The organism is Rhodopseudomonas sp. AAP120, from assembly GCF_001295845.1.
Classification (GTDB): Bacteria; Pseudomonadota; Alphaproteobacteria; order Rhizobiales; family Xanthobacteraceae; genus Rhodopseudomonas.
This window is the reverse complement of the sequence record NZ_LJIC01000021.1, coordinates 1-25,231: the sequence shown is the minus strand read 5'-3', so window position 1 is coordinate 25,231 and position 25,231 is coordinate 1. Positions and strand designations below refer to the sequence as shown.

The following is a 25,231-nucleotide window of genomic DNA, read 5'->3' as shown; positions in this document are numbered from 1 at the left end:
CCATCCTTCGTGACGTGATGGGCAGGAACCGCCGGCGTTGAGGACGGCGCGCACCTGCACAACCTGCCGCAGCAAGCCGGGGCGTAGCCCCACAAAGCCCTGCCCACCGCGGCGGGGCGCCATCGAAACCTCGCCCGCGCCAGCGGGCACCGACATCAAGTGATTGCTTTCTGGTCGTTGTGGCAAGCCCGCGTCTAATGCGCGGAGAACAGTTCGGCCACGCTCCGGGGCGCGTCGTCGCCGAAGAAACGCCGATGGTTCTTGGCCGTCTGGTCGGCGACGGCGGCACTGCGCGGAAAAAGCGCCTGTTCATACGCCACAAGTGCCGCCTCGATGTCGCCGGGATGATCGCGCAGCGCTAAGCCCAACTCGGCGCCATCCAGAATGGCGAGATTGGCGCCTTCACCGGCGAACGGCGACATCAGGTGGGCCGCATCGCCCACGAGCGTGACGCCTGGAATGCGCGTCCACCGATGGTTGATCGGCAAGGCAAGGATAGGCCGCACGATGGGCGGGGTATCGCTATCAGTGACCAAGGCCAGAAGCGGTGGCACCCAACCCTCGAATTCGCCCGCAAGGCGACGCAGTGCGACCACCGGCTGGCTGAAGTCGATGGCGCCGATCCATGCTTCCGGCTTGTTCAATGCGACATAGGTGCGTAGCGCGCCGCTCGCGTAACGGTGAGCCAAGATACCTTGGCCCGGTTCGATCGCCATCAGCGTGCCGCCGCCGATCATCTCGGCGCTGGTCTTGTATCGCGTGTCGCCATCAAAGAGATTGGTTTCAATGAAGGTCGTGCCGATGTACGCCGGCTTTGCGGCCGACAGCAGTGGACGAACCTTCGACCAGGCGCCATCGGCGCCGACCAGCAAATCCGCCGTGATCGTCGAACCTTCGGCGAAAGCCAGTAGGTGTTGCCCGTCGGCAAGGCGGTTCACCTTCACGAGCTTGCGGCCCCATTGGATGGTGTCGGCAGGCAGAGATCCGATAAGCAGCCGGCGCAGCGCGCCGCGATCGACCTCGGGCTTGGCCGTGCTGCCCGAGCCGGGCTTGTCGAGCAGGACATTGCCATGTTTATCGACCACGCGCTTGGCATCTTCACCCGGCAGCGCGAGGGCTAGAAACTCGTCGTAGAGGCACGCGGCCTTCAGCCCGAGTTGGCCGTTGTATTCGTGGATGTCCAGCAAGCCGCCTTGTGCCCGCGCATCGGGCGAGACTTCGGCTTCGTAGATCGTCGCGGGAATGCCGTTGACGTGAAGGACACGTGCGAGCGTCAAGCCGCCAAGGCCGGCGCCGACGATGGCGATGCGGGGATGTGCGGAAGGGAAAGAGAAATCGAGATGTGTGTTCATGGCAGCGTTCCAATGGCTGCGAACGTTCGCGTCAATACGCGCCAGTTCGCAGAAAGGCCGACAGATGTCGGGGAAACGCTGGCCGACCTCGCTAGAGCTGCTTGGTGGCGTGTATTCGGTTGTCTAGCGCCAGTGGCATACAGACAACCGTTTTTCGCGGTCTTTCAAAGATCAAGTATCGCACCGATTCCGCTGTTGAGCAAGCCCCGCCACCGTGGCGGTTGCGCCATCGAAACCTTGCGCGCGTCAGCGGCAAGCGCGAGGGAATGAACTAAGGACAGGCTAAACCAATCCCGAGAGAACAACTCAAGAGATAACTGAAAGCGTTGCCTTCCAACGGCGGCGCAGCCGCGACACAACGCTTTCGCTGCCGTCGAGTTGGGCTGCCAACTCCGCAAGTGCTTGTCGAACCTTCGGCGCAAACACACGAAAATCGTGATCCGGATTTAGTATGGCTCCCTCCCGAATCACCGCATCCGACAATCGCAGTTCGGGAGAGGTCGGCACGATACGCACCCCAAGCCGACCTACAACTTGCCGCAATTGCTTGGCGCATCGACCACCGCCATGACCACCGTAGGTCACGATCATCAGTGGCTTGTCGTGCCACTCGCTGTAAAGATGGTCGATGGCGTTCTTGAGGACTGCCGGGTAGCCCCAATTGAATTGGGGCGTGATGAAGACCACGGCACTCGCGCCTTTGACCTTCTCGCTCCAGGCACGAGTATGCGGTTGCATATAGGGGCCTATTGCGGGAATCGCCGGTTCGTCGTCCATCGGCAACGACCACTTCGCCAGATCGACAATCTCGTATTCATAGGCGGTGCTTGCTCGGCCGATGGACTCAACCCATGCCGTAATCTTCGGGCAATTCCTACCCGCCCGCGTACTCCCCATGACCAGGAGCACCGTCTTCTTTTGGCTCATTGCGCACCTAAATTGAGTGTATGATGCACTCATTATCGACGCTTTGCCGCTTGATGTAAAGCGTGCAAAATACACGCACTATGAATGTGATCGCCAGCCTGGGCGAAGGCGGCGACGAAGTGATTTTGTTGTGGACGTTGAAACCGGGCGCGGCAGACTCGCCGCGCCCGGTTCGGGAAAAACCCCCGGCGCGCGCTGCGCCGGGGCCATGTCGCGGAATCACGCGGCCAGCACGTGAGCCTCCGCCTCTTCGGCGGCCTCTTCCGGCGCATCGTCATCGCTCGCCGCATCCGGTATGCCTTCCGGCTCCGTGTGATGCCCGGTCTGGAACACGGCAGGCATCCAGCCGCTACCCTCGGCCAGCCGCTCGGCTTCGCTGGCAATGTCGGCCTTCTTGAGCTTCGCCAGCCGGTTGACCTGCTCGGGCGCGTACTCGCCCACGGCATCCAGAATCGCGGCCTTGGAAACGTGCTTGAAGTAGCCTTCTGCGGTCGGCTTCCACCATGCGGCCATGTCGAGGCCCACGGCCTGCGCCAGTTCCTCGCCGCGCGGATGCGTCGTGGCGCGGGGCGTCACCACGTCCACCGTCGCGGCCACGCATACCGCCAGCAGTCGCACCAGTTCGTCTTGCGGCTTCGCCAGCAGCGCGGCGAACAGTTCGGCGCTGTCCTCCGGCAAGGCTTCACCGGCTACCTGTTGCAGTTTGCGCAGCGCCACGGCGGCGGGCGATTCCGGCCAGTCCGGGGCCATGCCTTCCAGCCGGTCTTGCGTCGTGAGGCGGACGCCCAACGGCAGGCCATCGCCGTAGGCGTCGGGCTGCAAGACGGTCTGCGCCATGCCATGCACCAGCGCGGCCAGCGCGACGTGCGGATGCCGTGCGACTTCGATTTGCAGCGCCGCCGTGTGATGGGCGCTCAACCGCTGCGCCAGCCGGTCGGACAGGCTCGCGGCCTTGGGCGCGTCGTCGTCTTCGTGCTCGTCGTTGGCGGCTTCGCCATCGGTGCTGCCGAAACCGCGCCGCAGCTTTTCCAGCGTGCGCAGCGCCTTGGCCTCGGCCTCGCGCAGCAGGCCGCGATGGATGACGGCCTCGCCGTTGCGGTCGATGGTGACGATGGCGCCGGACACTTCGCGCACCTCGGGCGCATAGCCTTGTAAGGCGTCCTCCGCGTCTTGCAGTTCCGCGACCACCTGATCGCGCCGCTGTTCCAGCTTCTCGGCCTTGGCCTCGTCCTCGGCGTCGCAGGCATCCTCCAGTTCGGCGTCGATCTTTTCGAGGCGGCTTTCCAGCGAGGCGATGCGGCGGGCTTCGCGCGTGGTCGGCTTGCTGCGATGGCGCGGGGCGTTCTGGAACGCCTGCCGCTCCTCATAGGCCAGATGCGGCACGGCCTCCACCCATGCCCAGCCCTCGGCGCGCACGTCCTCGGCCAGCGTTGCCAGCTTCTCGCGCACCAGCGTTTCCAGCACTGCGGCGTCGGTGAGGTAGGTTCCGGCATCGCCTTCGGCGAACAGGTCGCGGCGGATGCCGCCGCCTGCCTGCCGGTAGGCGTCCAGCCCGACGAAGCGCACCAGCGCGTGCGTGGCGTCGATTTCGCGCTCGGTCAGGCGTGCGCGCAGCGCGGACGGGCTGCGCTGCCATTCCGGCGCACCATAGAACGCGGCTTCCTGCGCGGCGTGGTCGTCGGTGATGGTCAAGGCCATCAACTGTTCCAGCGTCACGCCACCGGCCCGGTAGTCGGCCATCAGGCGCGGCGAGACGTTCGCCAGCTTCAAGCGCCGCTGCACCACCAGCGGGGACACGCCGAAGTCGGCGGCAATGTCTTCGATGGGCCGGCCTTCCTTGACCAGCGCGGCGAAGGCCGCGAACTGGTCGGCGGGGTGCATGTTCTCGCGCTGCACGTTCTCCGCGAGGCTGACGGTGCGGGCGCTGCCATCGGCCACCAGCAGGCACGGCACCTCGTAGTCGGCGGGGATGCGGTGTTTCTTCGCCAGCAGCTTCAAGGCGGTCAAGCGGCGATCACCGGCCACCACCTCGTAATGCTCGCCATCGGCGGATGCGATCACGATCAGGTTTTGCAGCAGGCCGATGCGGGCGATGCTCGCGGCCAGTTCGGGGATGGATAGGCGCGGCATCTTGCGGGCGTTGCGCTTGGAGCGGCGCGGCAGCAACTGCGAGAGGGCAACCAAGATCAGATTCTTGGACGGGTCGGCCATTTCCAGCGGTGCGGCGGTTTCGATGGCGCGGATTTCGGTTTGGGCTACGGCGTTCATGGTGGTTCTCCAATCGAGTGAAACAAGGAATGGAGGGGAAACCGCCCCTCCTGCGGGGGGACGGGTCAGGCTTTCAACTGGCGCAGGCCATCGGCCAGCAGCCACAGGGCGCGATTCAGGCGCACGCTTTGGTCGATGCCCTGCACGGGCCGGGTGGTCTGTCGGCGGCCATTGGCGGCGCGCGCGGACAGGCCGCCTTTGATGAGGTTTTCCTGCGTGCGGTTGAACACGCTCCACAGGTCGCGGCGGTCGTCGTCGCCACGTCGCGGCATCAGGATTTGCGATTCCGTGATGGGCGCGGGCTTGTCCTCGTCGTACTTCAACGCCAGCGCAGCGCGGGCGAACACTTCCGATTCCCCGGCGTCCAGCGTGATGGCGCGCATGGCATCGCGCGATTCCTGCGCCCGGTCGAAGCCGTGCAGGACTTCGTAAGCGCCTTCGATGACGTGCCCGGCCACGTCGCCCTTGTGCGGCACGCGCACGTCGGCCACGGTGTCGCCGCAGACAAGGCCATTGCTGCAAACGAAGCGGAACATCCCGGCCAGCATCTGATAGCTGCTGGTGCCGTCATGGGAGTTCAGCAGGATGATTTCGTTGGCCTCGCGGCCGTTGATCTGGCTGGCGTGGCGCAGCCGGATCATGTGCTTGGTGTAGTCGCGGCGGTCGTCGTGGCGCACGCGGGTCTGCGTCACCATGAAAGGCTCGAAGCCTTCACCGCGCAGTTCCTGCAGCACGGTCGCGGTGGGGATGTAGCTGTATCGCTGCGAGCGGCTTTCGTGCGGAGCGTCGGCGAAGATGGACGGGGCCACGCGGCGGATTTGGTCGTCGGACAGCGGGTAGTCGCTGCGCAATGCCGGGGAACGGGAAGCGAAACGGGATGCGAGTTGCATGATCTTTCTCCTGACAAAAAGAGGTTTGCTGTTCACCGCACACCGGATTCCTAGATTCGGAAGCCCAGCCTTTCGGCTGTTCGGTGCGGTCGGCACGAAGAACCCGGTTGGCCTCGTTGCCACCGTCTTTCCTGAGTTCATCGCCCGCGACGGTCAGGAGCGCGCGGACGGGGGCCGTCAAGGAAACAAGCGCAGGGTTGGTGCGGCCCGCAGGCGCAGCCGAGGACACGGCCCTGCGCGCCTTGACGGCACACGGCCGCGGGCTACAGTCGCGGAGAGGTGATGAGCGAGGGAAGACGGCTGGACATGGCAACGGCCGTCTTGATGTGCAGACCGCACGGCAAGCGAAGCGCGCAGGCCCGGATCTAGGAATCCGGGCCGGAGGCGTCAGCCGAGCGGAGCGAGGGAACGATGGAAGCCCGTCAGGGGCGAAACCCCGCAGGGGGTTCGATGCGCAGCACGACAGCGCGACCGGCCATGTTTCTTGGCCGGGGACGCCCAGCCTTCAAGGTTCGATGCGCACCAGGCGCAACACGTCCCACGCATCGGGAAGCGGGTTCTGCTGCGGCTGCGGATTTCCGGCCGAGCCGGCGCAGCCGGTTCGGCGGTCTTTAGGGGCGCCAAGCATCGCGCGGCGGGGATAGCCCGCAGGGCTTTCCCCCGGAGGCAAGCGAAGCGCGCAGCGCCGCAGGCGCGGAGTCACCTGCACCGGGCGCAGCAGAAAAAAAAGTGCGCCGTCCCCGCAGGAACGACGCACCGAAGGTAGCGCGGCGCGATCAGCTCGCCGCCGGCGCCGTCATCGACTGCAACTGGTCGATCACGCCAGGCTCTACGAACACGCAAGCCTGCTTGTCCTCGATCGGCACGTTGAACACCTTGGCGAACACCGTGCGCCGCAGATGGGCCAGCCGGCCCGTGCGATATGCCTGCTCGGGCTTCATTCGGCCGCCGGCCGATGAGCCGCTGCGCTGCGGATCGCATTCGACCAGCGCGACGAAGCCATCATCGGACAGCTTCTGATGCTCGGGACACAGGCCCCAGCCCGTCGCCGTGTGGCGCTCCATGCTAGCGCGCAGGCGCTTGTCCAGCAGGATCGCGCCGGTATCGAACGCCGTGCCGCAGACCAGGCAAACGTGCTGTTCGAGGGAAACGTGTGATTTGTCGTTCATGACGGTTCTCCGGTTGCAAGGGCGGAATTGCCCGGAACCGTCGAAGTCACGGCGCAGCGCAGCAGTCAGGGGGCGCAGCCGGCCGCCAGGACGCAAGCGCGCACCAGCGCGCGCAGCCCTTGACGGCGAGAACGCCGTGATACGGTGAAGGGACACAGCAAGACCGCCCCCTCACACTCCACGCACCCGGCCTTTCGGCAAGTGCGCAGCACGCGCAGGCCCGCGAGGGCCGGAGTTGCGCCACCGGACGCAGCAAAAAGGGGGCCGAAGCCCCCTCGTTCAAATCAAGCCGCGTTCGGCGAAGGACGTGGTTTTGCTACCCGCGACGACGATGTGATCCAGCGTGCGAACGTCCACCAATGCCAGCGCCTCCTTGAGCCGCTGGGTCAGTGCCCGATCGGCCGCACTCGGCTCGGGATTGCCGCTCGGATGGTTGTGCGAAACGATGACCGCTGCCGCGTTGAGTCGCAGCGCCTCCTTGACCACTTCGCGCGGATACACCGATGCGCCGTCGATGGTGCCTCGGAACATCTCGGCATAGTCGATCAAGCAATGCCGCGCATCGAGGAACAGCACGGCGAACACCTCATGCTCGAAGCCAGCCAGCTTGGTGCGCAGGTACTCCTTGACCGCCGCCGGCGAACTGAACGATGCACCGCGCTGCATCTTGTGCTCGATGGCCTGGCGCGCGGCCTCCAGAATCTGGTCGGCCGTCGCCGGCTGGTAACGGCCCTTCGCGTCGCGCACCATCAGCGAGGCATCGAGCGAGGAAATGGACAGTTGCGACATGATCGTGCTCCGGTTGCTCGGGCGGAATTGCCCGGAACCGTCGCCAGCACGGCGCAGCGCAAGCAGTCAGGGGGCGCAGCCGGCCGGCAGGACGCAAGCGCGCACCAGCGCGTGCAGCCCTTGACGGCGAGAACGCCGTGATACGGTGAAGGGAACAGCAAGACCGCCCACACCCGCCCGCTGCACACCCTCGGTTTTTGGGGCAAGCGGAGCGCGCAGGCCCGGATCAGCGAGCCGGGCCGGAGGCGTCAGCCGAGCAAAGCGAGGGAACGATGGAAGCCCGCATGGGGCGAGACTCGCGCAGCGAGGCTCGATGCGCAGCACGACAGCGCGACGGCGGAACGCCGGGACGCCCGACTGCTGGGGAGAGAACTACTCGGTGTCCGTCTTGCGCTGCTCGATCTGCAACTGCGCCCGCTGCGTTGCCTGTTGCAGCCGTTCCACCAGCACGCCCCTCGGCGGCAAGGCGGTCAGGTACTCGGCGACGTGGATGCCCGACTTGTCCAGCTCCAGCAATTCGATCTGCTCGCGCTTCTTGCCGGTGCAAAGGATGATCCCCAGCGGCGAGGCTTCCTCCGGCTCCCGTTCGTGCTTGTCGAGCCAGCGAAGGTAAAGCTCCATCTGTCCCTTGTAGGCCGCCTTGAACTCGCCGACTTTTAACTCCACCGCCACCAGCCGCCGTAGCTTGCGGTTGTAGAACAGCAGGTCGAGGTGGAAATCCTCGTCGTCGATCGGGATGCGTTTCTGCCGGGCCACGAAGCTGAAACCCGCGCCCAGCTCCAGCAAGAACGACTCCATTTCGCGGATGATGGCCGCTTCCAAGTCGCCTTCCTGCCAAGTGTCGCGCAGCCCCAGGAAGTCGAGGATGTACGGGTCGCGCATGACCAGCGCCGGCGTCATGCGCTGCGCATCGCGCATCGTCGCCAGTTCCTGCGCGATCGTCTCGCCCGGCTTCTGCGACAGCGCCGTGCGCTCGTACAGCATCGAGTCGATGCGCTCGCGCAGCGTCCGCACGCTCCAGCGTTCGGCGCTCGCCATCTGCGCGTAGTAGTCCCGCTGGAGTGGGTCTTTCAGCGGGATCAGGGCGATGAAGTGCGTCCAGCTCAATTCTCGTATCAGTGATACGAGAATCTGCTCGTCGGGAAAGGTGGCCGCGAATTGCACCATGCGGCGCAGGTTCTGCTCGGCAAAGCTGCTGCCGTACTCCTTCACCAACTGCGCCGCCAAGGTGGGTAGGACCTCCTTGCCGTAGGCGCCGCGGCGCCCGTCCAAGACCTGCGTGCGGATGCGCTGGCCGATGCGCCAGTAGAGCATCGTCAGTTCGCTATTCACCGTCGAGGCGGCGCGCAAGCGCGCCGCCTCGATCAGCGCCCGAATGTCGCCCAGCAGCGCCGTTGGCGCTGCGGACGATGCCACGGATGACCGATGCCCGTTCATGCTGCCGCCTCCGCAAGCGGTCGCGCACCAATGATGGCCTGACGCCGGCTGGTCGCCAGCTCGGCGGCATCACGCACCGGCTTGTCCTCGGTGTGGACGTAGTGCATGAACATCGCCACGGTCTTGTGGCCCGTCAGCTTCATGCCCACTTTGGTCGGCACGCCCGAGTTGGCAATGTCGGTCGTCGAACGGTGGCGGATGCCGTGCGTGCCGACGTGCGGGACACCAGCCGCTTTGAGCACCCGGCACCAGCCGCCATAGTGCTCGCCATGCGTCAGGTGTTTGGTCGGATCGTTGGGCGATGGCAAGACGTAGGGGCAACCTTCCCGGCGCGGAGCCGTCGAAAGCAGCCGGTAGGCTTCCGCGCTCATGGGCTTGGACATGCCGCCGGTCTTGCTGTCCGGCCACACCACGCGCTGGTTCTCGAAGTCCAGCCAATTCCATTCAAGCGGGCAGATTTCGGAGCGGCGGCCGGCGAACTCGAATTGCAGGCGGATCGCCAGCGGGATGACGTAGTTCTCCAGCCCTTCGGCCTCCAGCTTCTCCAACTGGCGGAAGACGCGCACCAGCTCGTCGTCCACGATGAGCCGAGTTTCCTTGCCAGGCGGGTACATCGGAACGTGGCGGCACGGATTCGTGCCGTCCGGGCGGAAGCCCCACACTTCGGCCAGGTTGAACATCTTGCGCAGCACGCCGAAGGTCTTGTTCGCCTCGGTCGGCTTGTAGGCCAACTTCTCCATCAGCCCGGCAATGTCGGGCCGCTTCACGTCCTGAACCTTCTTGCGGCCCAGCAGCGGGATGATGTTACGGTCGATGACGCCTTGATAGCCGTCCTGCGTGCTGGGCTTGTTGCGCTTCCTGGAGTAGTCCTCCATGAACTTCTTGCACAACTCGGCCATCGTGGGTGCCTTGCGCGCCTCGGCCTTGGCACCGCCAGGGTCGCCGCCCCGGCGAACCTCGGCAAGCCAGTCTTGCGCCATGACGCGAGCCTGTTCAACGGTCAGTTCCCCGAACAGGCCCAGGGCGGGCTTGCGGCGCTCCCCGGCGTTCGTCCGGTACTGGAGCATGAACACCCGGCGACCTGCTGGGGTAATCTTGCACAGGAAGCCAGGCACCACGGTATCCCGCAGTTCGATGGCTTTGGCTTGGGGCTGCGCCGTCTCTACGGCGGTCTTGGTGAGCTTGATCTTTGCCATGATGACTCCTTGGAACGACCCGGTTCCAAGAGCCACATAGGAGCGGCGCGAGGGGAAACCGGATCAAGTTTCAGAAAGCACCGGCATATGATGGACGCGCGTAAGCTATTGATAAACCTGCTGTATCGAGCTACGGCGCAGTCCAGCGAACTACCGGGCTGGAGTCATCGTGAAACAAAAAACCCGCACCATCCTCCGGCAGGAGGATCGAGCGGGCTGCATCGCCGCGGCACGACGCGCTGGCGCGTCACGCACCCGAAGCATGGCCTCACGATAGAGGGGATGCGCTCAGGTCCGTCTGTTTCAGACGAAGCTAAATACAAGCATCGTTCTTGAGGCCACGCAAGAGCGATTCGGAATCGATGACCGCCTTGGCGATCTCGTCGATCGGAAGCCGCCGTGCCATCGCGGTCTCGCGCAGTCGCGTGTAGGCATCCTGCTCGCTGATCTTGTTGGTTGCCATCAGGATCGCCTTGGCGCGCGCGACGGTCTGGTCGCCCATCAGCTTGCGCTTGTACTTGCGCGCTTCCTTCTGGAGACGCTGGTGCTGCAGCCAAAGGTTGCGGGCGATGGCCAGGTTGGTGAGCAGTCCGAACGGACGGATCGGCCGCTCGATCACCGACAGCGCGCCGCTCTCCAGCACCATCTGCAGCATGGCGGGATTCTCGTAGCTCACCACCGCCAGCATGGTGGGCGCCGGATTCGGCATCGCCTTCAGCAGCCGTGCGATCTCCTCGCGCGCCTCCGCCTCCATCGCCAGGAAGACGACGTCGCAGCCTTTCGGCAGCGCCGCCGGCACCGGCCACAGCAGATGCGCCGTGCAACCGATGCGGCGCAGATGTTCGACCAGACGTTCACCGTCGGGATCGAGCGGATGAATCACCGTGACGTTCAGGTGGCGGAGATCCTTCAGCAGCGCGAAGGACATATCGCGGCCGGCGGCGCTCATGACGACAGCACCCGCTGGCCCGCCGGATCGGGCTGAGCCCGGCTCTCCAGCATGAACGGGTCGGGCGGCACAGGCCACTGCGCGTCGTGCACGATCTGATAGCGACCCGCCGCGTCGATTCGCGCGACCCGCGGCCACAGATGGGTGTGATTGGTGCCGCGGTCGATGCGGACGCAGCCTTGCGGCGCGTCGTATTCGACCTGCCACAGCGCGGGCAGCAGATCGTCGAGCTGATCGCTGCCGGATTGAGCCAGCGCGGCGGCGAACAGATGCATCTGGAAATATGCTGCCTCGGCCGGCGCCGTCACCGGCTGGTCGGCCCCATAGCGCGCCCGATAGGCCGACACGAACCGGCGCGCGGCCGGCGTGTCGAGGCTCTGGAAGAACGGCGCGGCGGTGACGTGACCCTCGGCGACGTCGGCGCGCATCTGCGCGAAGTCCGCCTCGCTGGTCGATTGGCTGGCGATCGGCAGGCGGCGGCCGTCGAAGCCCGCGTCCTTGAACGCCGTGAAGAACGGCACGATGCCGGCGCCGACGATGGTGGAGTAGATCACTTCGGGCGCGGTCGCGTGAATCCGATCCAGAATGCGCACGATGTGGTCCGCAGTCAGATCGAGCGGCACATACATCTCCTCGACCGCGCGGCCGCCGGCCGCGGCGAACAGGTCGGCGATGATGCGGTTGGATTCGTAGGGATAGACGTAGTTCGAGCCGACCAGGAAGACGCGCTTGCCGTGATGCCGCGTCAGATAGTCGACCAGTTGCACCGAGTTCTGGTTCGGCGCCGCGCCGGTGTAGATGCAATGGCGCGAATATTCGAAGCCCTCATACAGCGTCGGATAGAACAGCAGCGCGCCGCGGGCCTCGACCAGCGGCAGCATGGCCTTGCGGGTGCTCGACATATGGCCGCCGAACAAGACGCGCACGCCGTCCTCGTCGATCAGCCGCGCGGTCAGTTGGGCATAGCGCGCCGGCGTCGAGGCCGGATCATACACGACGGGCTCGATCGGACGGCCGCGGACGCCTCCGGCGGCATTGATCTCATCGATCGCCAGCAGCGTGGCGTTGCGCTGCGTGCGCTCGATCGCTTCGGTGACGCCGGTCTGCGAAAACAGCACGCCGACCCGCCAGGACTCTGCTCGCATTCTGTCACCCAACCAATGCCGCCGCTCATGAACGGCGGGAACCATGCTTTGCCGCTGCGCCCCTGGTCCGGACGGGAGCGCGATCTCAGTGCATCGCGTCTTTCGATAAACAGAAGGCGCGATCCGTTACGGAGCGATTGTCTCTGCGGTTCGCCGCTGTTTCAAGGCACGGCGTGAGGCGCGGGCAGGCGGCGCGACAAATCTCGAGCACTCTCTCTCCAGAATTGTGTGTCGCTGCTTCTTGAGCCGCGATCGGGAGGCGCTCGAAATCACCGGCGGATCGTGATGATTGTTCGCAGCGTACTCTTGCGCCGCCTAGTTGATGTGCAAGGTGCGTCCGAAAAATCGGCAGCGATCTCACTCGAGCAGCGGCGCGCTGGTGTCCCGGTTGGCGTTGCGATCGACGATGCGCTGCATCATGGCGATGAGTTGCGCGCGCTCGCGGTCGGAGAGGCCTTGCAATGTGGCCTCGTGCGCGGCGCGTGCGGCGCCTTCGATCTTGGCCAGCAATGCCGCGCCCGATCGCGTCAGCCTGCACAACCGCGCGCGGCGGTCGGCGGCATTGATCGGGCGCTCGACCAGATTGCGGGCTTCGAGGCGCTTCAGCGCGCCTGTCGTGGTGGTGCGATCGAGCGCGATATCGGCTGCTAACGTGGTCTGATCCGCGGTTTTTCGCGCCGCCAGCGCCGACAGCAGGCTGTATTGCAGCGGAGTGACTTCAAATTGACCACACGCCTGCTGAAACAGCGCGGCGTGAATCTGGTGGAGCCGCCGGATCAGGAAGCCGGGACGCTCGGTGAGCGGCCATGGCTCGTGGATGACCGCGCCGGCGCGGGAATGCCTCTGCCGCAAGCTGTTCTCTCCATCTCTCTGCGTCGCGCCGGCAGCGCCGGGGCGCGAAATTCAGTAGCGCGATTCGCTGCGCCTTTCGTCTCTTAGACTTTGGCATAAGGCTTGCTAGATGCAAATGCGAAGCATGCTTCGTAATTTTGGCCAGGTTCGTGGAGAGCGGTTCGATGTCGGTGAGTGCCAGCTTTGATTGTCTGTTGCGTGGCGGGCGGGTGATCTGTCCGGCGTCCGGCATCGACGGCGTCATGGATGTCGCCGTGCGCAACGGCAAGATCGCCGCCGTGCAGAAGGACATTCTGCCGTCGAGCGCCAAGGAGGTGGTGGACGTCGCCGGTCAGCTGGTGCTGCCCGGGCTGATCGATACCCACGCGCACATCTATCAGTATGTGTCCGGCCGCTTCGGCATGAACCCCGATATGGTCGGCGTGCGGTCGGGCGTCACTGCGCTGATCGATCAGGGCGGCCCGTCCTGCATGACGCTGCCGGGCTTCCGCCACTTCATCGCCGAGCCGGCGAAGTCGCGCGTCTATGCGTTTCTTTCTGCCTATCTGGTCGGTGGTCTCGAAGGGCATTACTACCCGCAGCTCTACAGCCCGGACGGTGTCGATATCGACGCCACCGTCAAGGCGGCCCGTGCCAATCCCGACATCGTGCGCGGCATCAAGGCCCATGCGGAAATCGGCGGCTTCGCGCGCTGGGGCATTCGCGTCATCGAGATGGCGGCGGAGATCGGTCGGCAGGCCGAACTTCCCGTTTACGTGCATTTCGGCCAGCTCTGGGGGCTGCCGGAAAGCGGCGCCAATGGCGAGGACGCCGATACGATCCTGACCCGCGTCATTCCGCTGCTCAAGGAAGGCGACGTGCTGGCGCATCCGTTCACGCGGCATCCCGGCGGCTTCATCAATCGCGAAGGCGTGGTGCATCCGGTGATCCAGGCGGCGCTCGATCGCGGCCTCAAGGTCGACGTCGGCCACGGCAGTCACTTCTCCTATCGGCTCGCCAAGATGGCGATCGCCGGCGGCATCGTTCCGAATACGCTCGGCGCCGATATCCACGGCTACAACACGCACGTGCCGGCTCCGGCCGGCACGCCCGATCAGCATGAAGACGAGGAGAATCATCCGTTCGCCGGCCAGGCCAAATTCAGCCTGGTGCAGGCGATGAGTTCGATGATGGCGCTCGGTCTGTCGCTCGAACAGGTGGTGCCGATGGTGACCGCCAATCCCGCCAAGATGATCGCGCGCTCGGGCGAAATCGGCGCCCTCAAGGTCGGCATGGAAGCAGATGTGTCGGTGCTGACGCAGCGTCCCGGCCGCTACGTCCTGCGCGACAACGAGAACACCGAAGTGATCGCCGACAGCCTGCTGCAGCCGGTGTTCTGCCTCCGCGCCGGCGTCCGCTACGACGCCGACGCCTCGATTTTGCCGGAAGCGGTGGCTGCGTAAATAACGAACGTGAGTGAGTAGATGCTGCATCTCCCCGTCATTGCGAGCGAAGCGAAGCAATCCAGGAGCCCAGTGCTCGGAGCTGGATTGCTTCGTCGCTTCGCTCCTCGCAATGACGCGGAGAGGGTGTCTGCTTGACTAGTTCGTCTTGCCTCGGAGAAGATAAGTTGCACGGACGGATCGACCAGCATCAGAGCGGCGGGCAGGGCGTCGGCGCACGGCTGCCGCGCAAGGAGGACGACCGGCTGATGCGCGGGCGCGGTCAGTATGTGGCCGACGTCCGCCTCGCCGGGATGCAGGACGTCGCCTTCGTGCGCAGTCCGCTCGCCCATGCGCGCATCCGCGGCATCCATGTGCCGGAGGCGTATCGCGACCGCGTGTTCACCGCCGCCGATCTGGTCGGCGTCAATCCGATCCGCGCGGTGTCCGGCCTGCCGGGCTTCAAGATTTCCGAGCAGCCGGTGCTGGCGAGCGGCAAGGTGCGCCAGGTCGGCGAAATGATCGCGATGTGCGTCGCGCCGACCCGCGCCGAAGCCGAAGACATTGCGGCCTCCGTCGTCCTCGACCTCGAAGAACTTCCCGCCGTGTTCGACATGCTGCAGGCCCGCGTGCCCGGCGCGCCCCTGGTGCACGAGCACTGGGGCGACAACGTCTTCCTTGAAACCAACTTCGAAGTCGATATCAGCGCCGCGCTGGACGCGCCCATCAAGGTGTCGCGCGAGATTACCACGGCGCGGCAATGCATGGCGCCGCTGGAAGGCCGTGGCGCTGTCGCGACTTACGATCATCGCGTCGACCAGCTCGTCGTCACCACCTCGGCGCAGATGCCGCACATCAACCGTAACGGCCTCGCCGAATGCCTCGGCATGGATCAGGGCCGCATCCGCGTGATCTCGCCCGATGTCGGCGGCGGCTTCGGCCAGAAGGGCATTCTGCTGCCCGAGGAAGTCTGCCTGTCGTGGCTGACGATGCGGCTCGGCCATCCGGTGCGCTGGATCGAGGATCGCCGGGAGAATCTCACCGCCAGCGCCAATTGCCGCGAGCATCACTACAAGATCACGGTGTATGCGGATCGCGACGGCAAACTCCGCGGCATCGACTGCGAAGCGACGGTCGATTCCGGCGCGTACTCGTCCTATCCGTTCTCCGCCTGCCTGGAAGCCGCGCAGGTCGCCAGCATTTTGCCAGGCCCGTACGTGATGCCGGCGTATCGCTGCCGCACCTACTCGGTCGCGACCAACAAGTGCCCGATTCTGCCGTATCGCGGCGTCGCACGCACCGGCGTGTGCTTCGCGCTCGAACTGATGCTGGATCTGGTCGCGGCCGAGGCCGGACTGGAGCCGAGCGCGGTGCGGCTGCGCAATCTGGTGCAGCCCGAGCAGATGCCGTTCAACAACATCACCAACAAGCATTTCGACAGCGGCGACTATCCGCAGGCCGTGCAGCGCGCGCTCGCCGCGATCGACATCGAGGCTGTGCGCGCGCGCCAGCTGCGCGGCGAGCCGGACGGCCGCCGCATCGGCCTCGGCCTCTCGATCTATTGCGAGCAGGCCGCGCACGGCACCTCGGTGTACGCCGGCTGGGGCATTCCGATGGTGCCGGGACACGAGCAGGCGACCGCGCGGCTGACGCCGGACGGTGGCCTCGAACTGCGCGTCGGCGTGCATTCCCATGGTCAGGGCATGGAAACCACGCTGGCGCAGGTCGCGCACGAGATGCTCGGCATCGACGTCGCCAAGGTGCGGATCATCCTCGGCGACACGGCGATGACGCCGTATTCGACCGGCACCTGGGGCTCGCGCTGCGCGGTGATGGCCGGCGGCGCGGTGGCGACCGCCTGCGGCGATCTCGCCGACCGCATCAAGCGGATCGGTGCCAAGCTGCTGCAGCAGGACGTCACCGACGTCGAGTTCGTTGACGGCGAAGTGCGCGGCAGCACTGGCAGCGTGACGCTGCGCGAGATCGCGCACACCTGGTATCGCCGACCGCAGGATCTGCCGCCGGACGTCGATCCGGGCGGCCTCGACGTCACCTCGGGCTTCAAGCCGCAGCGCGACAGCGGCACCTTCAGCTACGCGGCGCACGCCGCCGTGGTGGCGATCGATCCGGATCTCGGCAACGTCGAGATCCTCGACTACGTGATCGTCGAAGATGGCGGCGTGCTGATCAATCCGATGGTGGTGGATGGCCAGATCTTTGGCGGTCTCGCCCAGGGCATCGGCACCGCGCTGTACGAAGAGATGCCGTTCGATGCGAGCGGCCAGCCGCTGGCGACGACCTTCGCGGACTATCTCCTGCCGGGGCCGACCGAAGTGCCGGCGCCGCGGCTCGATCACATGGAGACGCCGTCGCCCTACACCAGGTTCGGCGTCAAGGGCATCGGCGAGGGTGGCGCGATCGCCCCGCCGGCGGCGATCGCCAACGCCGTCAACGACGCGCTGCGCCCGCTCGGCACCGAACTGATGCGCTCGCCGATCACGCCGCATCGCGTCGTCGAGGCGGTGATCGCGGCGCAAGGCGGGGGGAGGGCGGCCGCATGAAGCCTGCGCCGTTCGACTACGCACGCCCGCGCGATCTCACCTCCGCAGTGGCGCTGCTCGGCAGCAACGCCGGCGCCAAGGTGATGGCCGGTGGGCAGTCGCTGGGGCCGATGCTCAACCTGCGGCTGGCGCAGCCAGAGCAGATCGTCGACATCACGGCGATCGATGAGTTGAAGCAGGCCGAGATCAGCGGCGACGAGCTGGTGCTCGGCGCCTGCATCACCCACGCCGATATCGAAGACGGCCGCGTGCCCGATGTGACGAACGGCGCGATGCGCGGCGTTGCGGCGAACATCGCCTATCGCGCGGTGCGCAATCGCGGCACGCTCGGCGGCTCGCTGAGCCATGCCGATCCGGCGGCGGATTGGGTGGCGGCGCTGACCGCGCTCGGTGCCCGGTTGACGCTACGGAGCGGATCGGCGACGCGGCAGGTCGCGCTGCCGGACTTCATCGTCGGCGCGCTGCAGAGCTGTTTGCAGGCCGGCGAGTTGGTCGCAGCGATCCACATCCCGAAGCGCGCCGCGACGGCGCAGTGGGGCTACGTCAAGACCTGCCGCAAGACCGGAGAATTCGCGCACGGCCAATGCGCCTTGCTGATCGATCCGGCTGCGGGCGCCGCGCGGATCGTGATCGGGGCACTCGACGCCGCGCCGATCCTGATCGCGCAGCCAGCCGAACTGTTCGGCGGCCGCATCGGCGCGGACTACAAGGCCCGGTTCGATCCGCGGGTCGCCGACCGGCTGCTCGGCGCGGCCGGCATCAGCGATCCCGTCCACCGCCACATCCATCTCACCGTGCTGAAGCGCGCGCTGCAGGAGGCCGCATGAGCACGCTCGCGCTCACCGTCAATCGTCGTGCGGTGGACCTTGCCGCCGAACCGCGCACCAGCCTCGCCGACGTGGTGCGCGATCATCTTGATCTCACCGGCACGCATCTCGGCTGCGAGCACGGCGTCTGCGGCGCCTGCACCGTGCTGATCGATGGCGTGCCCGCACGCTCGTGCATCACCTTCGCGGCCGCCTGCGACGGCGCGGCGGTCACCACCATTGAAGGCCTCGACGACGACGAGATCGCCACCGAGCTGCGCGCCGCGTTTACGCGCGAGCACGCGCTGCAGTGCGGCTATTGCACGCCCGGCATGCTGGTGTCGGCGCGCGATCTGGTGCTGCGCCTGCCGGAAGCGGACGACCGCGCCATTCGCGTCGGCATGAGCGGCAATCTCTGCCGCTGCACCGGCTATGTCGGGATCATCCGCGCCGTGACCGCCGTGATCGCCGATCGTCGCGCGCGCGGGATCGCGCCCGAGCTAGGCGCAGGCCGAACGCTGTTGGGACCGGTCGGCTCCGGCCACGGCTCGGCGCGTGCCGATGCCCGGACAGCGCCGGCACCGACGAGCGCCGCCGCCTCTGCGGCAAGTATCACCATTGCCGACTTCACACCGGCCGCGACGATCGATCAGGCGTTCGACGTGCAGCACCCGCCGGCGCGGGTCGCGGCGCTGTTCGCCGACGTCGCTGCCGTCGCCGCGTGTTTGCCTGGCGTGGCTCTGACCAACGCCGCAGATCCCAGCCGGATCGAAGGCGAGATCCGCGTGCAGGTCGGGCCGATCGCCGCGCAATTCGCCGGCATCGCGCGCATCGAGCGGGCCGTCGATGGCCTGTCGGGACGGATCATCGGTGCCGGCAACGATCGCCGCAGCCGGTCGTCGACCCAGGGCGAGATCCGTTATCGGCTGACGCCGCTGGGCGAGGGCAGCGCCACGCGTGTGGAGTTGGCCATCGGCTACACGCTCACCGGTTTGCTCGCGCAGGTCGGCCGCAGCGGCCTCGTGCGTGATCTGGCGCGCCGGCTGATCGATCAGTTCGCGGCCAATCTCGAACGCAAGCTTTCCGGGCATTCGGTCGGGCCTGCTGAAGCCACTCAACATCTCAACGGACTGGCGTTGCTGCTGGACCTGATAAGGGCGCGGCTGCCGCGCTGGCTGGGAGGAACGTCCCGCAGTTAGCGGCGGGCGCCATCGACTTGCGCCGGGCGCCGGGGGGCGTCCGGTGGAACAACACACGAGCACGGAGAAACGAGGATGATGCGACACCTGCGGACTGCTTCTCTCATCGCGCTGGCGACGGCGTGCCTGATGGGCACGGCCTCGGCCGAGACCATCAAGATCGGCGTCAACGAGCCGCTGACCGGCGCCTTCGCGGCGTCCGGCACCTACGTCGTCAACGGCGCCAAGATCGCCGCCGACGAGATCAACGCCAAGGGCGGCGTGCTCGGCAAGCAGATCGAGCTGGTGATCGAGGACAACAAGAGCAACCCGACCGAGGCGGCTGCGGTCGCCGAGAAGCTGATCACCCGCGACAAGACGCCGGTGATGATGGGGGCCTGGGGCTCGAGCCTGACGCTGGCGGTGATGCCGAAGCTGATGGAATATGAAGTGCCGATGGTGGTCGAGACGTCGTCGTCCGGCAAGATCACCACCTCGGGCAATCCTTACATCTTCCGCATTTCGCCGCCGTCGGCGATCGAAGCCGCCGCCTTCGCCAAGATCGTCGACAAGCTGTCGCTGAAGAAGGTCGACTTCCTGGTCATCAACAACGACTGGGGCCGCGGCGCTGCCGAGGACTTCGGCAAGATGATGAAGGAGAAAGGCATCGGCGTCGGCCTGGTCGAGACCATGGACCAGGGCGCGCAGGACATGAGCGCGCAGCTCTCCAAGCTGAAGGGATCGGACTCCGAGACGATCATCGTCACCGCCGCGGTCGACCAGCTGACGTTGCTGTTCAAGCAGGCCGCCGCGCTCGGCCTGAAGAAGCGCATCATCACCACCGGCGGCTCGCAGAACCCGGACCAGATCATCGCCCAGGCCGGCGCCGCCGCCAACGGCACCATGCATCTGACGACCTTCCTGCCGTGGTTCCCGGACAAGACGCCGAACCCGGAAGCGACCACGTACTTCGTCTCCGAATGGAAGAAGCGCGGCTTCGACTTCGCCGGCTGCACCGAGAGCTTCCGCGGCTATGACGGCATCCGCACTGCGGCGGCCGCGATCGAGAAGGCCGGCAAGGCCGAGCCGGCCGCCATCAAGGCGGCGCTGTGGGACATCAAGCTGAAGGGCCTCAACGGCGATATCGCGTTCCAGAAGTCCGGCCCCGCCGGCAAGGAGAGCGGCCAGAGCCAGCCCAACGTCTATCTGATCGAGATCGCCGACGGCAAAGTCGCGATGAAGGACCTCTGATCGCGCGATGACAACCGGCGAGGCGCGACCAGCGCCTCGTCCCTCCCTGACCGTGAGGATCGACCTTGGGCGAATTTCTCCAGCATCTCATCAATACGCTCGTGCTCGGCGGCACTTACGCGCTGCTCGGCATCGGCCTCACGCTGATCTTCGGCATCATGAACGTCGTGAACTTCACCCACGGCATTCTCTACACTTTCGGCGCCTATGTGATGTTCATCGTGGTGCAGAAGTTCGAGCTGAACTTCTTCGTCGCGCTGCCGCTGGCGATCGCCAGTGGCTGGGCGCTCGGTGCGCTGGTCGAGCTGACGCTGCTGCGGCCGCTGCGCGGCTCGGACATCGACACCACCATGCTGGTGATGATCGGCGCCTGGATCGCGATGCAATCGGCGACGCTGTGGGTGTGGGGCGGTGTCGCCAAATCTGTGCCGACGCCGTTTCCTGATGCGCCGCTGGAGATCGGCCCGGTTTCGGTGTCGTGGCTGCGGCTGTTCGTGCTGATCGCTGCGGGCGCGTTGATCGTGCTGACCTACGTGCTGATCAATCGCACGCGGCTCGGCAGCGCGATGCGCGCGACGTTCCAGGATCAGGACACGGCGGCGCTGATGGGCGTCAACGTCAACCTGATCTACACCTCGACCTTCGCGATGGGCTCGAGCCTCGCCGCCGCTGCGGGCGCGCTGCTCGGCCCGGTCTACGTCGTCTATCCGGCGATGGGCGATCTCGCCGCCGTCAAGGCGTTCGCCATCGTCATCCTCGGCGGCCTCGGCAACATCACCGGCGCGGTGATCGGCGGCTTCATCCTGGCGCTCGCGGAAGAACTCGGCGCCGGCTACATCTCGTCCGGCTATCGCGACGCGATGGGTTTCCTGATCATCATCGCGGTGCTGATCTTCCGCCCGACCGGGCTGTTTCCTCGTGCGGAGCGCGTCGGATGAGACTGCTGCTGTCGATCGTCGTCATCGCCGCGCTCGCCGCCGTTCCGCTGTGGCTGAGCGATCCGTATCTGCTCAACGCGCTGATCACCACCGGGATCTTCGTTATCGGCGCGATGAGCCTCAATCTGCTGCTCGGCTTCACCGGCCAGCTCAGCCTCGGCCATATCGCGTTCTTCGGCATCGGCGCCTATGTCAGCGCGCTGACGTCGCTCGGCTTCAGCGTCAGCCTGCCGTTCGGGCTGCACATCGTGCACGAGCCGTGGCCGCCGCTGGCCGGCTTCGCGATCGCCGTGCTGGTGTCGGGCTTGTGTGGCTACCTGGTCGGGCGGCTGTCGTTCCGGGTGCGCGGCGCGTATTTCGTCATTGTCACCATTTCGTTCGCCGAAGTGGTGCGACTGGTGGCACTGAACTGGGTCGAGCTGACCCAGGGGCCGCTGGCGCTGACCAGCATTCCGCCGATGCAGGTGAGCTTCCCGGGGCTCGGCGAGTTCATCTTCCGCACCAAGCTGCACAATTACTATCTGGTGCTGGGCGTCGCCGTGCTCTGCTATCTCTTGATCGCGCGCTTGGTGCATTCGCATCTCGGCCGGGCGATGCGCGGGCTGATGGAGAACGAAACGCTGGCGGTGTCGATCGGCATCGACGTGACCAAGACGCTGACGCTCGCCGCCGTTGTCTCGGCCGGCATCTGCGGTGCCGCGGGCAGTCTCTACGCGCACTATATGAAGATCATCGATCCGGAAGTGTTCACCTTCATCAACACGGTGACGATGGTGATCATGGTGATCACCGGCGGCAAGGGGACGCTCGCCGGCCCGGTGGTCGGCGGCCTGATCTTCGGCCTGATGCCGGTGGCGCTGCGGCCGGTGATGGCGCCGGAGGCACAGTGGATCGCCTATGGTGGCGCGCTGATCGTCATCCTGTTCATCATGCCGCGCGGCATCGTGCCGGCGCTGATGCAGTGGTTCCCGCGCATGAAGCCGGCGACAGCCCCGAGCTTCGCCAAGCGCGGCGTCGAGGAGAGCGCATGATGACAGCCGCAGCAGCTTTGAAGCAGCCAGCGGTGCAGACCGCGCTCAGCGTCGACAAGGTCGCGATGCATTTCGGCGGCCTGGTGGCGATCTCCGACATGACGTTCTCGGTCGGCGAGGGCGAGATCGTCAGCCTGATCGGTCCGAACGGCGCCGGCAAGACCACGGCGTTCAACGTCGTCACCGGCTTCCTGACGCCGACGCATGGCGACGTCACCTATCGCGGCCAGTCGCTGCGGGGGATGAAGCCGCAGGCGATCGCCGATCTCGGCCTGATCCGCACCTTCCAACGCACCAGCGTGTTTCCCAACGACACGGTGTACGACAACGTGCTGATCGGATTGCATCGTCGCGGCCGCGTTGGCGTGCTGCCGTCGGTGCTCGGTCTGCCGAGGGTGCGCCGGCTCGAAGCCGAACTCAAACAGAAGGCGGCCGAGCTGGTCGACTATGTCGGCCTCGGCCGCCGCGCGCATGATCTGGCGGGCTCGCTGTCCTACGGCGAGCAGCGGCTGGTTGGCGTGGCGCTGGCGCTCGCCGCCGAGCCGTCGATGCTGCTGCTCGACGAGCCGGTGTCCGGCATGAATGCATCGGAGACGCACACCTTCGTGCAGCTGATCCTCAAGATCCGCGATCGCGGCATCACCATTCTGCTGGTCGAGCACGACATGCCGATGGTGATGAGCGTGTCGGATCGGATCGTCGTGCTGAACTATGGCCGTATCATCGCCGAGGGAACGCCGGAGGTGATCCGCAACGATCCCGCCGTGATCGAAGCCTATCTCGGCCAGGGTGTGAAACATGCTTGAGCTCATCAACGCCGTATGCGGCTATGGCGGCGTCACCGCGCTGCAGGGCATCACCTTCGAGGTGAAGGCCGGTCAACTCGTCGCGCTGATCGGCGCCAACGGCGCCGGCAAGAGCACGACGCTGCGGGCGATCTCCGGCCTGGTGCCGCTGCGCGCCGGCGCGCTGCGCTTCGACAACGAGGTGCTGACCGGCGCGCGGCCGCCGCGCATCCTCAAGGCCGGCATCGCGCATTGCCCGGAGGGCCGCCGCGTCTTCCCGCACATGACCGTCGAGGAGAACCTCGACATGGGTGCTTACTTGCGCAGCGACCGCTCTGAAGTCGCGGCGGATCGTGATCGCATCTATGGCGAATTCCCGCGGCTCGCCGAACGCCGCAAGCAGGCGGCCGGCACGCTGTCCGGCGGCGAGCAGCAGATGCTGGCGATCGGCCGCGCGTTGATGAGTCGGCCGCGGTTGGTGATGTTCGACGAGCCGTCGCTCGGGCTGGCGCCGAACATCGTCGAGCGCACCTTCGCGATCATCCGCCGCATCCGCGACACCGGCACCACCGTGCTGCTGGTCGAGCAGAATGCCTTCGCGGCACTCGACATGTGCGACCACGCTTACTTGCTGGAGGGCGGCCGCATCGTGCTGTCCGGCTCCGGCGCCGAGCTGATCGCAAATCCGCACGTCCGCAAGGCGTATCTTGGTGGCTGACGATTGGGCCACCGGCCTTCCGTCCGCGCAGGAGCAATGGCTGCCGGTGTGCAGCCTGCCGCGGCTGACGGATGCCGGCATCGTCGCGGTGCGCATCGCCGGCATCGACCTCGCATTGATTTCGGATGGCGGCTTGGTGTCGGCTTGCGAGCGCGCCTGTCCGCACGAGCAGGCCGATCTCGCATGCGGACGCGTGGTGAACGGGCGGCTCGCCTGTCCGCGCCACGACGCCTCATTCAGTCTGATCGATGGTGCCATCTCGGACGGCTGGCCGAGCCGGCCGCTCCGGCTCTATCCGGTGCGGGTGGAGCGCGGCGAGGTGTTGATCAACGCCGCCGCGCTGAAGTCTGTTCGATAACCGCGCCTAGCCGACCAGCTCGCGTGCGGCTTTCACCAGCGCGCCGTCGGGCTTGCGCAGTTCGGCGAGGATCGAGAAGTGATCGTGGCCGGCGAGCGGCAGCAGCCGTCCCGGCGCACCGGCGGCTTGGCGCTGCGCGTGTAGATTCATCGAGTCCAGCACCAGCGCTGGAAGCTCGTTGGCGCCGTAAGCGAGATCGAGACGCTTATCGATCACCGGCAGCCGCAGCGGGGACAGCTTTGCGATCTCGTCGTCGGTGAGCTGCAGCGCTTTGTTCAGCCCGGTGTCGCGGATCGGACCAAGATCGAACACGCCGGAGATCGACAATCCGGCCGACACCAGCGGATGATCGAGTGTCATCGCCACCAGATGACCGCCGGCTGACCAGCCCGAGGTGACGACCGGACCGGCGACGCCATGCTCCGGCCCATTGGCCGCGAGCCAGTCGAGCGCAGCGCGGCTCTCGTCGACGATGGTCGTCAACGACACGTCGGGTGCAAGCGAGTAGCCCGGGATCGCCATCGACCAGCCGTGTGCGGCGATGCCTTCGACCAGCATGGCGAACAGCTCGCGCGAGTTCTTCTGCCAATAGCCGCCGTGCCAAAACACCAGACACGGCGCGTCGCGTTCGGCCGCGGGATAGAGATCGATCTTGTTGTTCGGGCGCGGGCCGTAAGGCAGATCGAGCACCGACTTCAGCGTGGCGCGTGCCTTCGCGGATGAAGAGTTGCGCTCGGCGATCAGCTCCGGGCTGTTCTTGACGGCGCTGTTGTTGTCGTAGGCCGCGTCACGCTCGCTCTGCGACAGCTGCGCCCAATTGGAGCGGGGATCGGCAGGGCGGTTCGTCATCGCGTGCTCATTCCTTGTTGGCTGGTTCTGATCGACCATGGCAGCAAAGCGCCGTGCGTGTCGATCGCAATTTTGCGGCATCTGCCGCATCACACGTCAGGCTTGCTACGCGCCGCAAATTGCATTCGGATTGCCGCTGTGGCAATTGACCGGAACAGTCCACGAGCGCCGAACACCATGGCCGACAAACAAGCAGCGCCCGATCGTGGCGCAGTGATCTACAAGGCGCTGTGGCACGCCATCATCGAGCAGGCGCTGCAGCCGGGCGCCAAGCTGCCCGAGGACGCGATCGGGGAAAAGTTCGGCGCGAGCCGCACCATTGTGCGCGCCGCGCTGGCGCGGCTTGCGGCCGAGGGGCTGG

Annotated in this window: 23 protein-coding genes; 11 read left to right on the top strand and 12 right to left on the bottom strand. The window is 66.2% G+C overall.

All coding sequences use genetic code 11. From position 1 onward, the window contains the following. Positions 1-194: 194 nt before the first annotated feature. The 11 genes from IP86_RS04670 to IP86_RS04620 all read right to left on the bottom strand — a co-directional run bounded on the left by IP86_RS04670 (position 195) and on the right by IP86_RS04620 (position 12,974). Positions 195-1,352 (bottom strand): FAD-dependent oxidoreductase, encoded by a 1,158-nt coding sequence (locus IP86_RS04670; protein WP_054161357.1) that lies wholly within the window; start codon positions 1,350-1,352, stop codon positions 195-197. Positions 1,353-1,658: 306 nt separating this feature from the next. Next, positions 1,659-2,279, bottom strand: coding sequence for an NADPH-dependent FMN reductase (locus IP86_RS04665; protein WP_054161356.1), 621 nt, complete (start codon positions 2,277-2,279; stop codon positions 1,659-1,661). Positions 2,280-2,498: 219 nt separating this feature from the next. Beyond that, positions 2,499-4,547 carry a ParB/RepB/Spo0J family partition protein gene (locus IP86_RS04660; RefSeq protein ID WP_054161355.1) on the bottom strand — a complete coding sequence of 683 codons (2,049 nt, stop codon included), beginning with the start codon at positions 4,545-4,547 and terminating at the stop codon, positions 2,499-2,501. A gap of 65 nt (positions 4,548-4,612) precedes the next feature. Beyond that, entirely contained in the window at positions 4,613-5,437 is an 825-nt protein-coding gene (locus IP86_RS04655; protein WP_054161354.1) for a DUF932 domain-containing protein, read from the bottom strand. A 776-nt stretch (positions 5,438-6,213) separates the two neighbouring features. Next, entirely contained in the window at positions 6,214-6,702 is a 489-nt protein-coding gene (locus IP86_RS04650) for an ATPase (protein ID WP_245290534.1), read from the bottom strand. 183 nt (positions 6,703-6,885) lie between these two features. Next, positions 6,886-7,395 (bottom strand): RadC family protein, encoded by a 510-nt coding sequence (gene radC, locus IP86_RS04645; protein ID WP_054161352.1) that lies wholly within the window; start codon positions 7,393-7,395, stop codon positions 6,886-6,888. Between the two features lie 372 nt (positions 7,396-7,767). Continuing rightward, the gene (locus tag IP86_RS04640) at positions 7,768-8,832 is read right to left on the bottom strand and encodes a PDDEXK nuclease domain-containing protein (RefSeq protein ID WP_054161351.1); all 1,065 of its coding nucleotides are present in this window, start codon (positions 8,830-8,832) and stop codon (positions 7,768-7,770) included. Then, positions 8,829-10,028: a tyrosine-type recombinase/integrase gene (locus IP86_RS04635; protein ID WP_054161350.1), complete on the bottom strand. Its 1,200-nt coding sequence runs from the start codon at positions 10,026-10,028 to the stop codon at positions 8,829-8,831. The genes IP86_RS04640 and IP86_RS04635 overlap by 4 nt, the downstream gene beginning before the upstream one ends. A 313-nt stretch (positions 10,029-10,341) precedes the next feature. Beyond that, positions 10,342-10,956, bottom strand: coding sequence for an ANTAR domain-containing response regulator (locus IP86_RS04630; RefSeq protein ID WP_054161393.1), 615 nt, complete (start codon positions 10,954-10,956; stop codon positions 10,342-10,344). Between the two features lie 17 nt (positions 10,957-10,973). Continuing rightward, the gene (locus IP86_RS04625) at positions 10,974-12,122 is read right to left on the bottom strand and encodes a transporter substrate-binding domain-containing protein (RefSeq protein ID WP_054161349.1); all 1,149 of its coding nucleotides are present in this window, start codon (positions 12,120-12,122) and stop codon (positions 10,974-10,976) included. A gap of 357 nt (positions 12,123-12,479) precedes the next feature. Next, a complete protein-coding gene (locus IP86_RS04620; protein ID WP_054161348.1) occupies positions 12,480-12,974 on the bottom strand; it encodes a MarR family winged helix-turn-helix transcriptional regulator in 495 nt (164 codons plus the stop codon). Positions 12,975-13,138: 164 nt separating this feature from the next. On the opposite strand from IP86_RS04620, the gene IP86_RS04615 reads away from it, so the two are divergent. From IP86_RS04615 to IP86_RS04570, 10 genes are all read left to right on the top strand, one after another. Then, positions 13,139-14,416, top strand: coding sequence for an amidohydrolase/deacetylase family metallohydrolase (locus IP86_RS04615; RefSeq protein ID WP_054161347.1), 1,278 nt, complete (start codon positions 13,139-13,141; stop codon positions 14,414-14,416). 248 nt (positions 14,417-14,664) lie between these two features. Further along, the gene (locus tag IP86_RS04610) at positions 14,665-16,956 is read left to right on the top strand and encodes a xanthine dehydrogenase family protein molybdopterin-binding subunit (protein WP_082363850.1); all 2,292 of its coding nucleotides are present in this window, start codon (positions 14,665-14,667) and stop codon (positions 16,954-16,956) included. After that, the gene (locus IP86_RS04605) at positions 16,953-17,783 is read left to right on the top strand and encodes an FAD binding domain-containing protein (RefSeq protein ID WP_054161345.1); all 831 of its coding nucleotides are present in this window, start codon (positions 16,953-16,955) and stop codon (positions 17,781-17,783) included. The genes IP86_RS04610 and IP86_RS04605 overlap by 4 nt, the downstream gene beginning before the upstream one ends. Then, a complete protein-coding gene (locus tag IP86_RS04600) occupies positions 17,780-18,961 on the top strand; it encodes a xanthine dehydrogenase family Fe-S subunit (protein WP_054161344.1) in 1,182 nt (393 codons plus the stop codon). Before IP86_RS04605 ends, IP86_RS04600 begins: the two co-directional genes overlap by 4 nt. 75 nt (positions 18,962-19,036) lie before the next feature. Then, a complete protein-coding gene (locus tag IP86_RS04595) occupies positions 19,037-20,191 on the top strand; it encodes an ABC transporter substrate-binding protein (protein ID WP_054161343.1) in 1,155 nt (384 codons plus the stop codon). 65 nt (positions 20,192-20,256) lie between these two features. Beyond that, the gene (locus IP86_RS04590; protein WP_054161342.1) at positions 20,257-21,129 is read left to right on the top strand and encodes a branched-chain amino acid ABC transporter permease; all 873 of its coding nucleotides are present in this window, start codon (positions 20,257-20,259) and stop codon (positions 21,127-21,129) included. Next, entirely contained in the window at positions 21,126-22,160 is a 1,035-nt protein-coding gene (locus IP86_RS04585; RefSeq protein ID WP_054161341.1) for a branched-chain amino acid ABC transporter permease, read from the top strand. The genes IP86_RS04590 and IP86_RS04585 overlap by 4 nt, the downstream gene beginning before the upstream one ends. Then, positions 22,160-22,966 (top strand): ABC transporter ATP-binding protein, encoded by an 807-nt coding sequence (locus tag IP86_RS04580; RefSeq protein ID WP_156332401.1) that lies wholly within the window; start codon positions 22,160-22,162, stop codon positions 22,964-22,966. The genes IP86_RS04585 and IP86_RS04580 overlap by 1 nt, the downstream gene beginning before the upstream one ends. Next, a complete protein-coding gene (locus IP86_RS04575; RefSeq protein WP_054161339.1) occupies positions 22,959-23,663 on the top strand; it encodes an ABC transporter ATP-binding protein in 705 nt (234 codons plus the stop codon). Before IP86_RS04580 ends, IP86_RS04575 begins: the two co-directional genes overlap by 8 nt. After that, complete coding sequence (locus tag IP86_RS04570; RefSeq protein ID WP_245290533.1) at positions 23,656-24,021, top strand: Rieske (2Fe-2S) protein; 366 nt, start codon at positions 23,656-23,658, stop codon at positions 24,019-24,021. The genes IP86_RS04575 and IP86_RS04570 overlap by 8 nt, the downstream gene beginning before the upstream one ends. A 6-nt stretch (positions 24,022-24,027) precedes the next feature. On the opposite strand, the gene IP86_RS04565 is transcribed toward IP86_RS04570, so the two are convergent. Next, the gene (locus IP86_RS04565; protein WP_054161338.1) at positions 24,028-24,870 is read right to left on the bottom strand and encodes an alpha/beta hydrolase; all 843 of its coding nucleotides are present in this window, start codon (positions 24,868-24,870) and stop codon (positions 24,028-24,030) included. A gap of 177 nt (positions 24,871-25,047) precedes the next feature. Between IP86_RS04565 and IP86_RS04560 the strand changes: the two genes are divergently transcribed. Continuing rightward, the coding region (locus IP86_RS04560) for a GntR family transcriptional regulator (RefSeq protein WP_156332398.1) at positions 25,048-25,231 on the top strand (184 nt) is incomplete at its 3' end.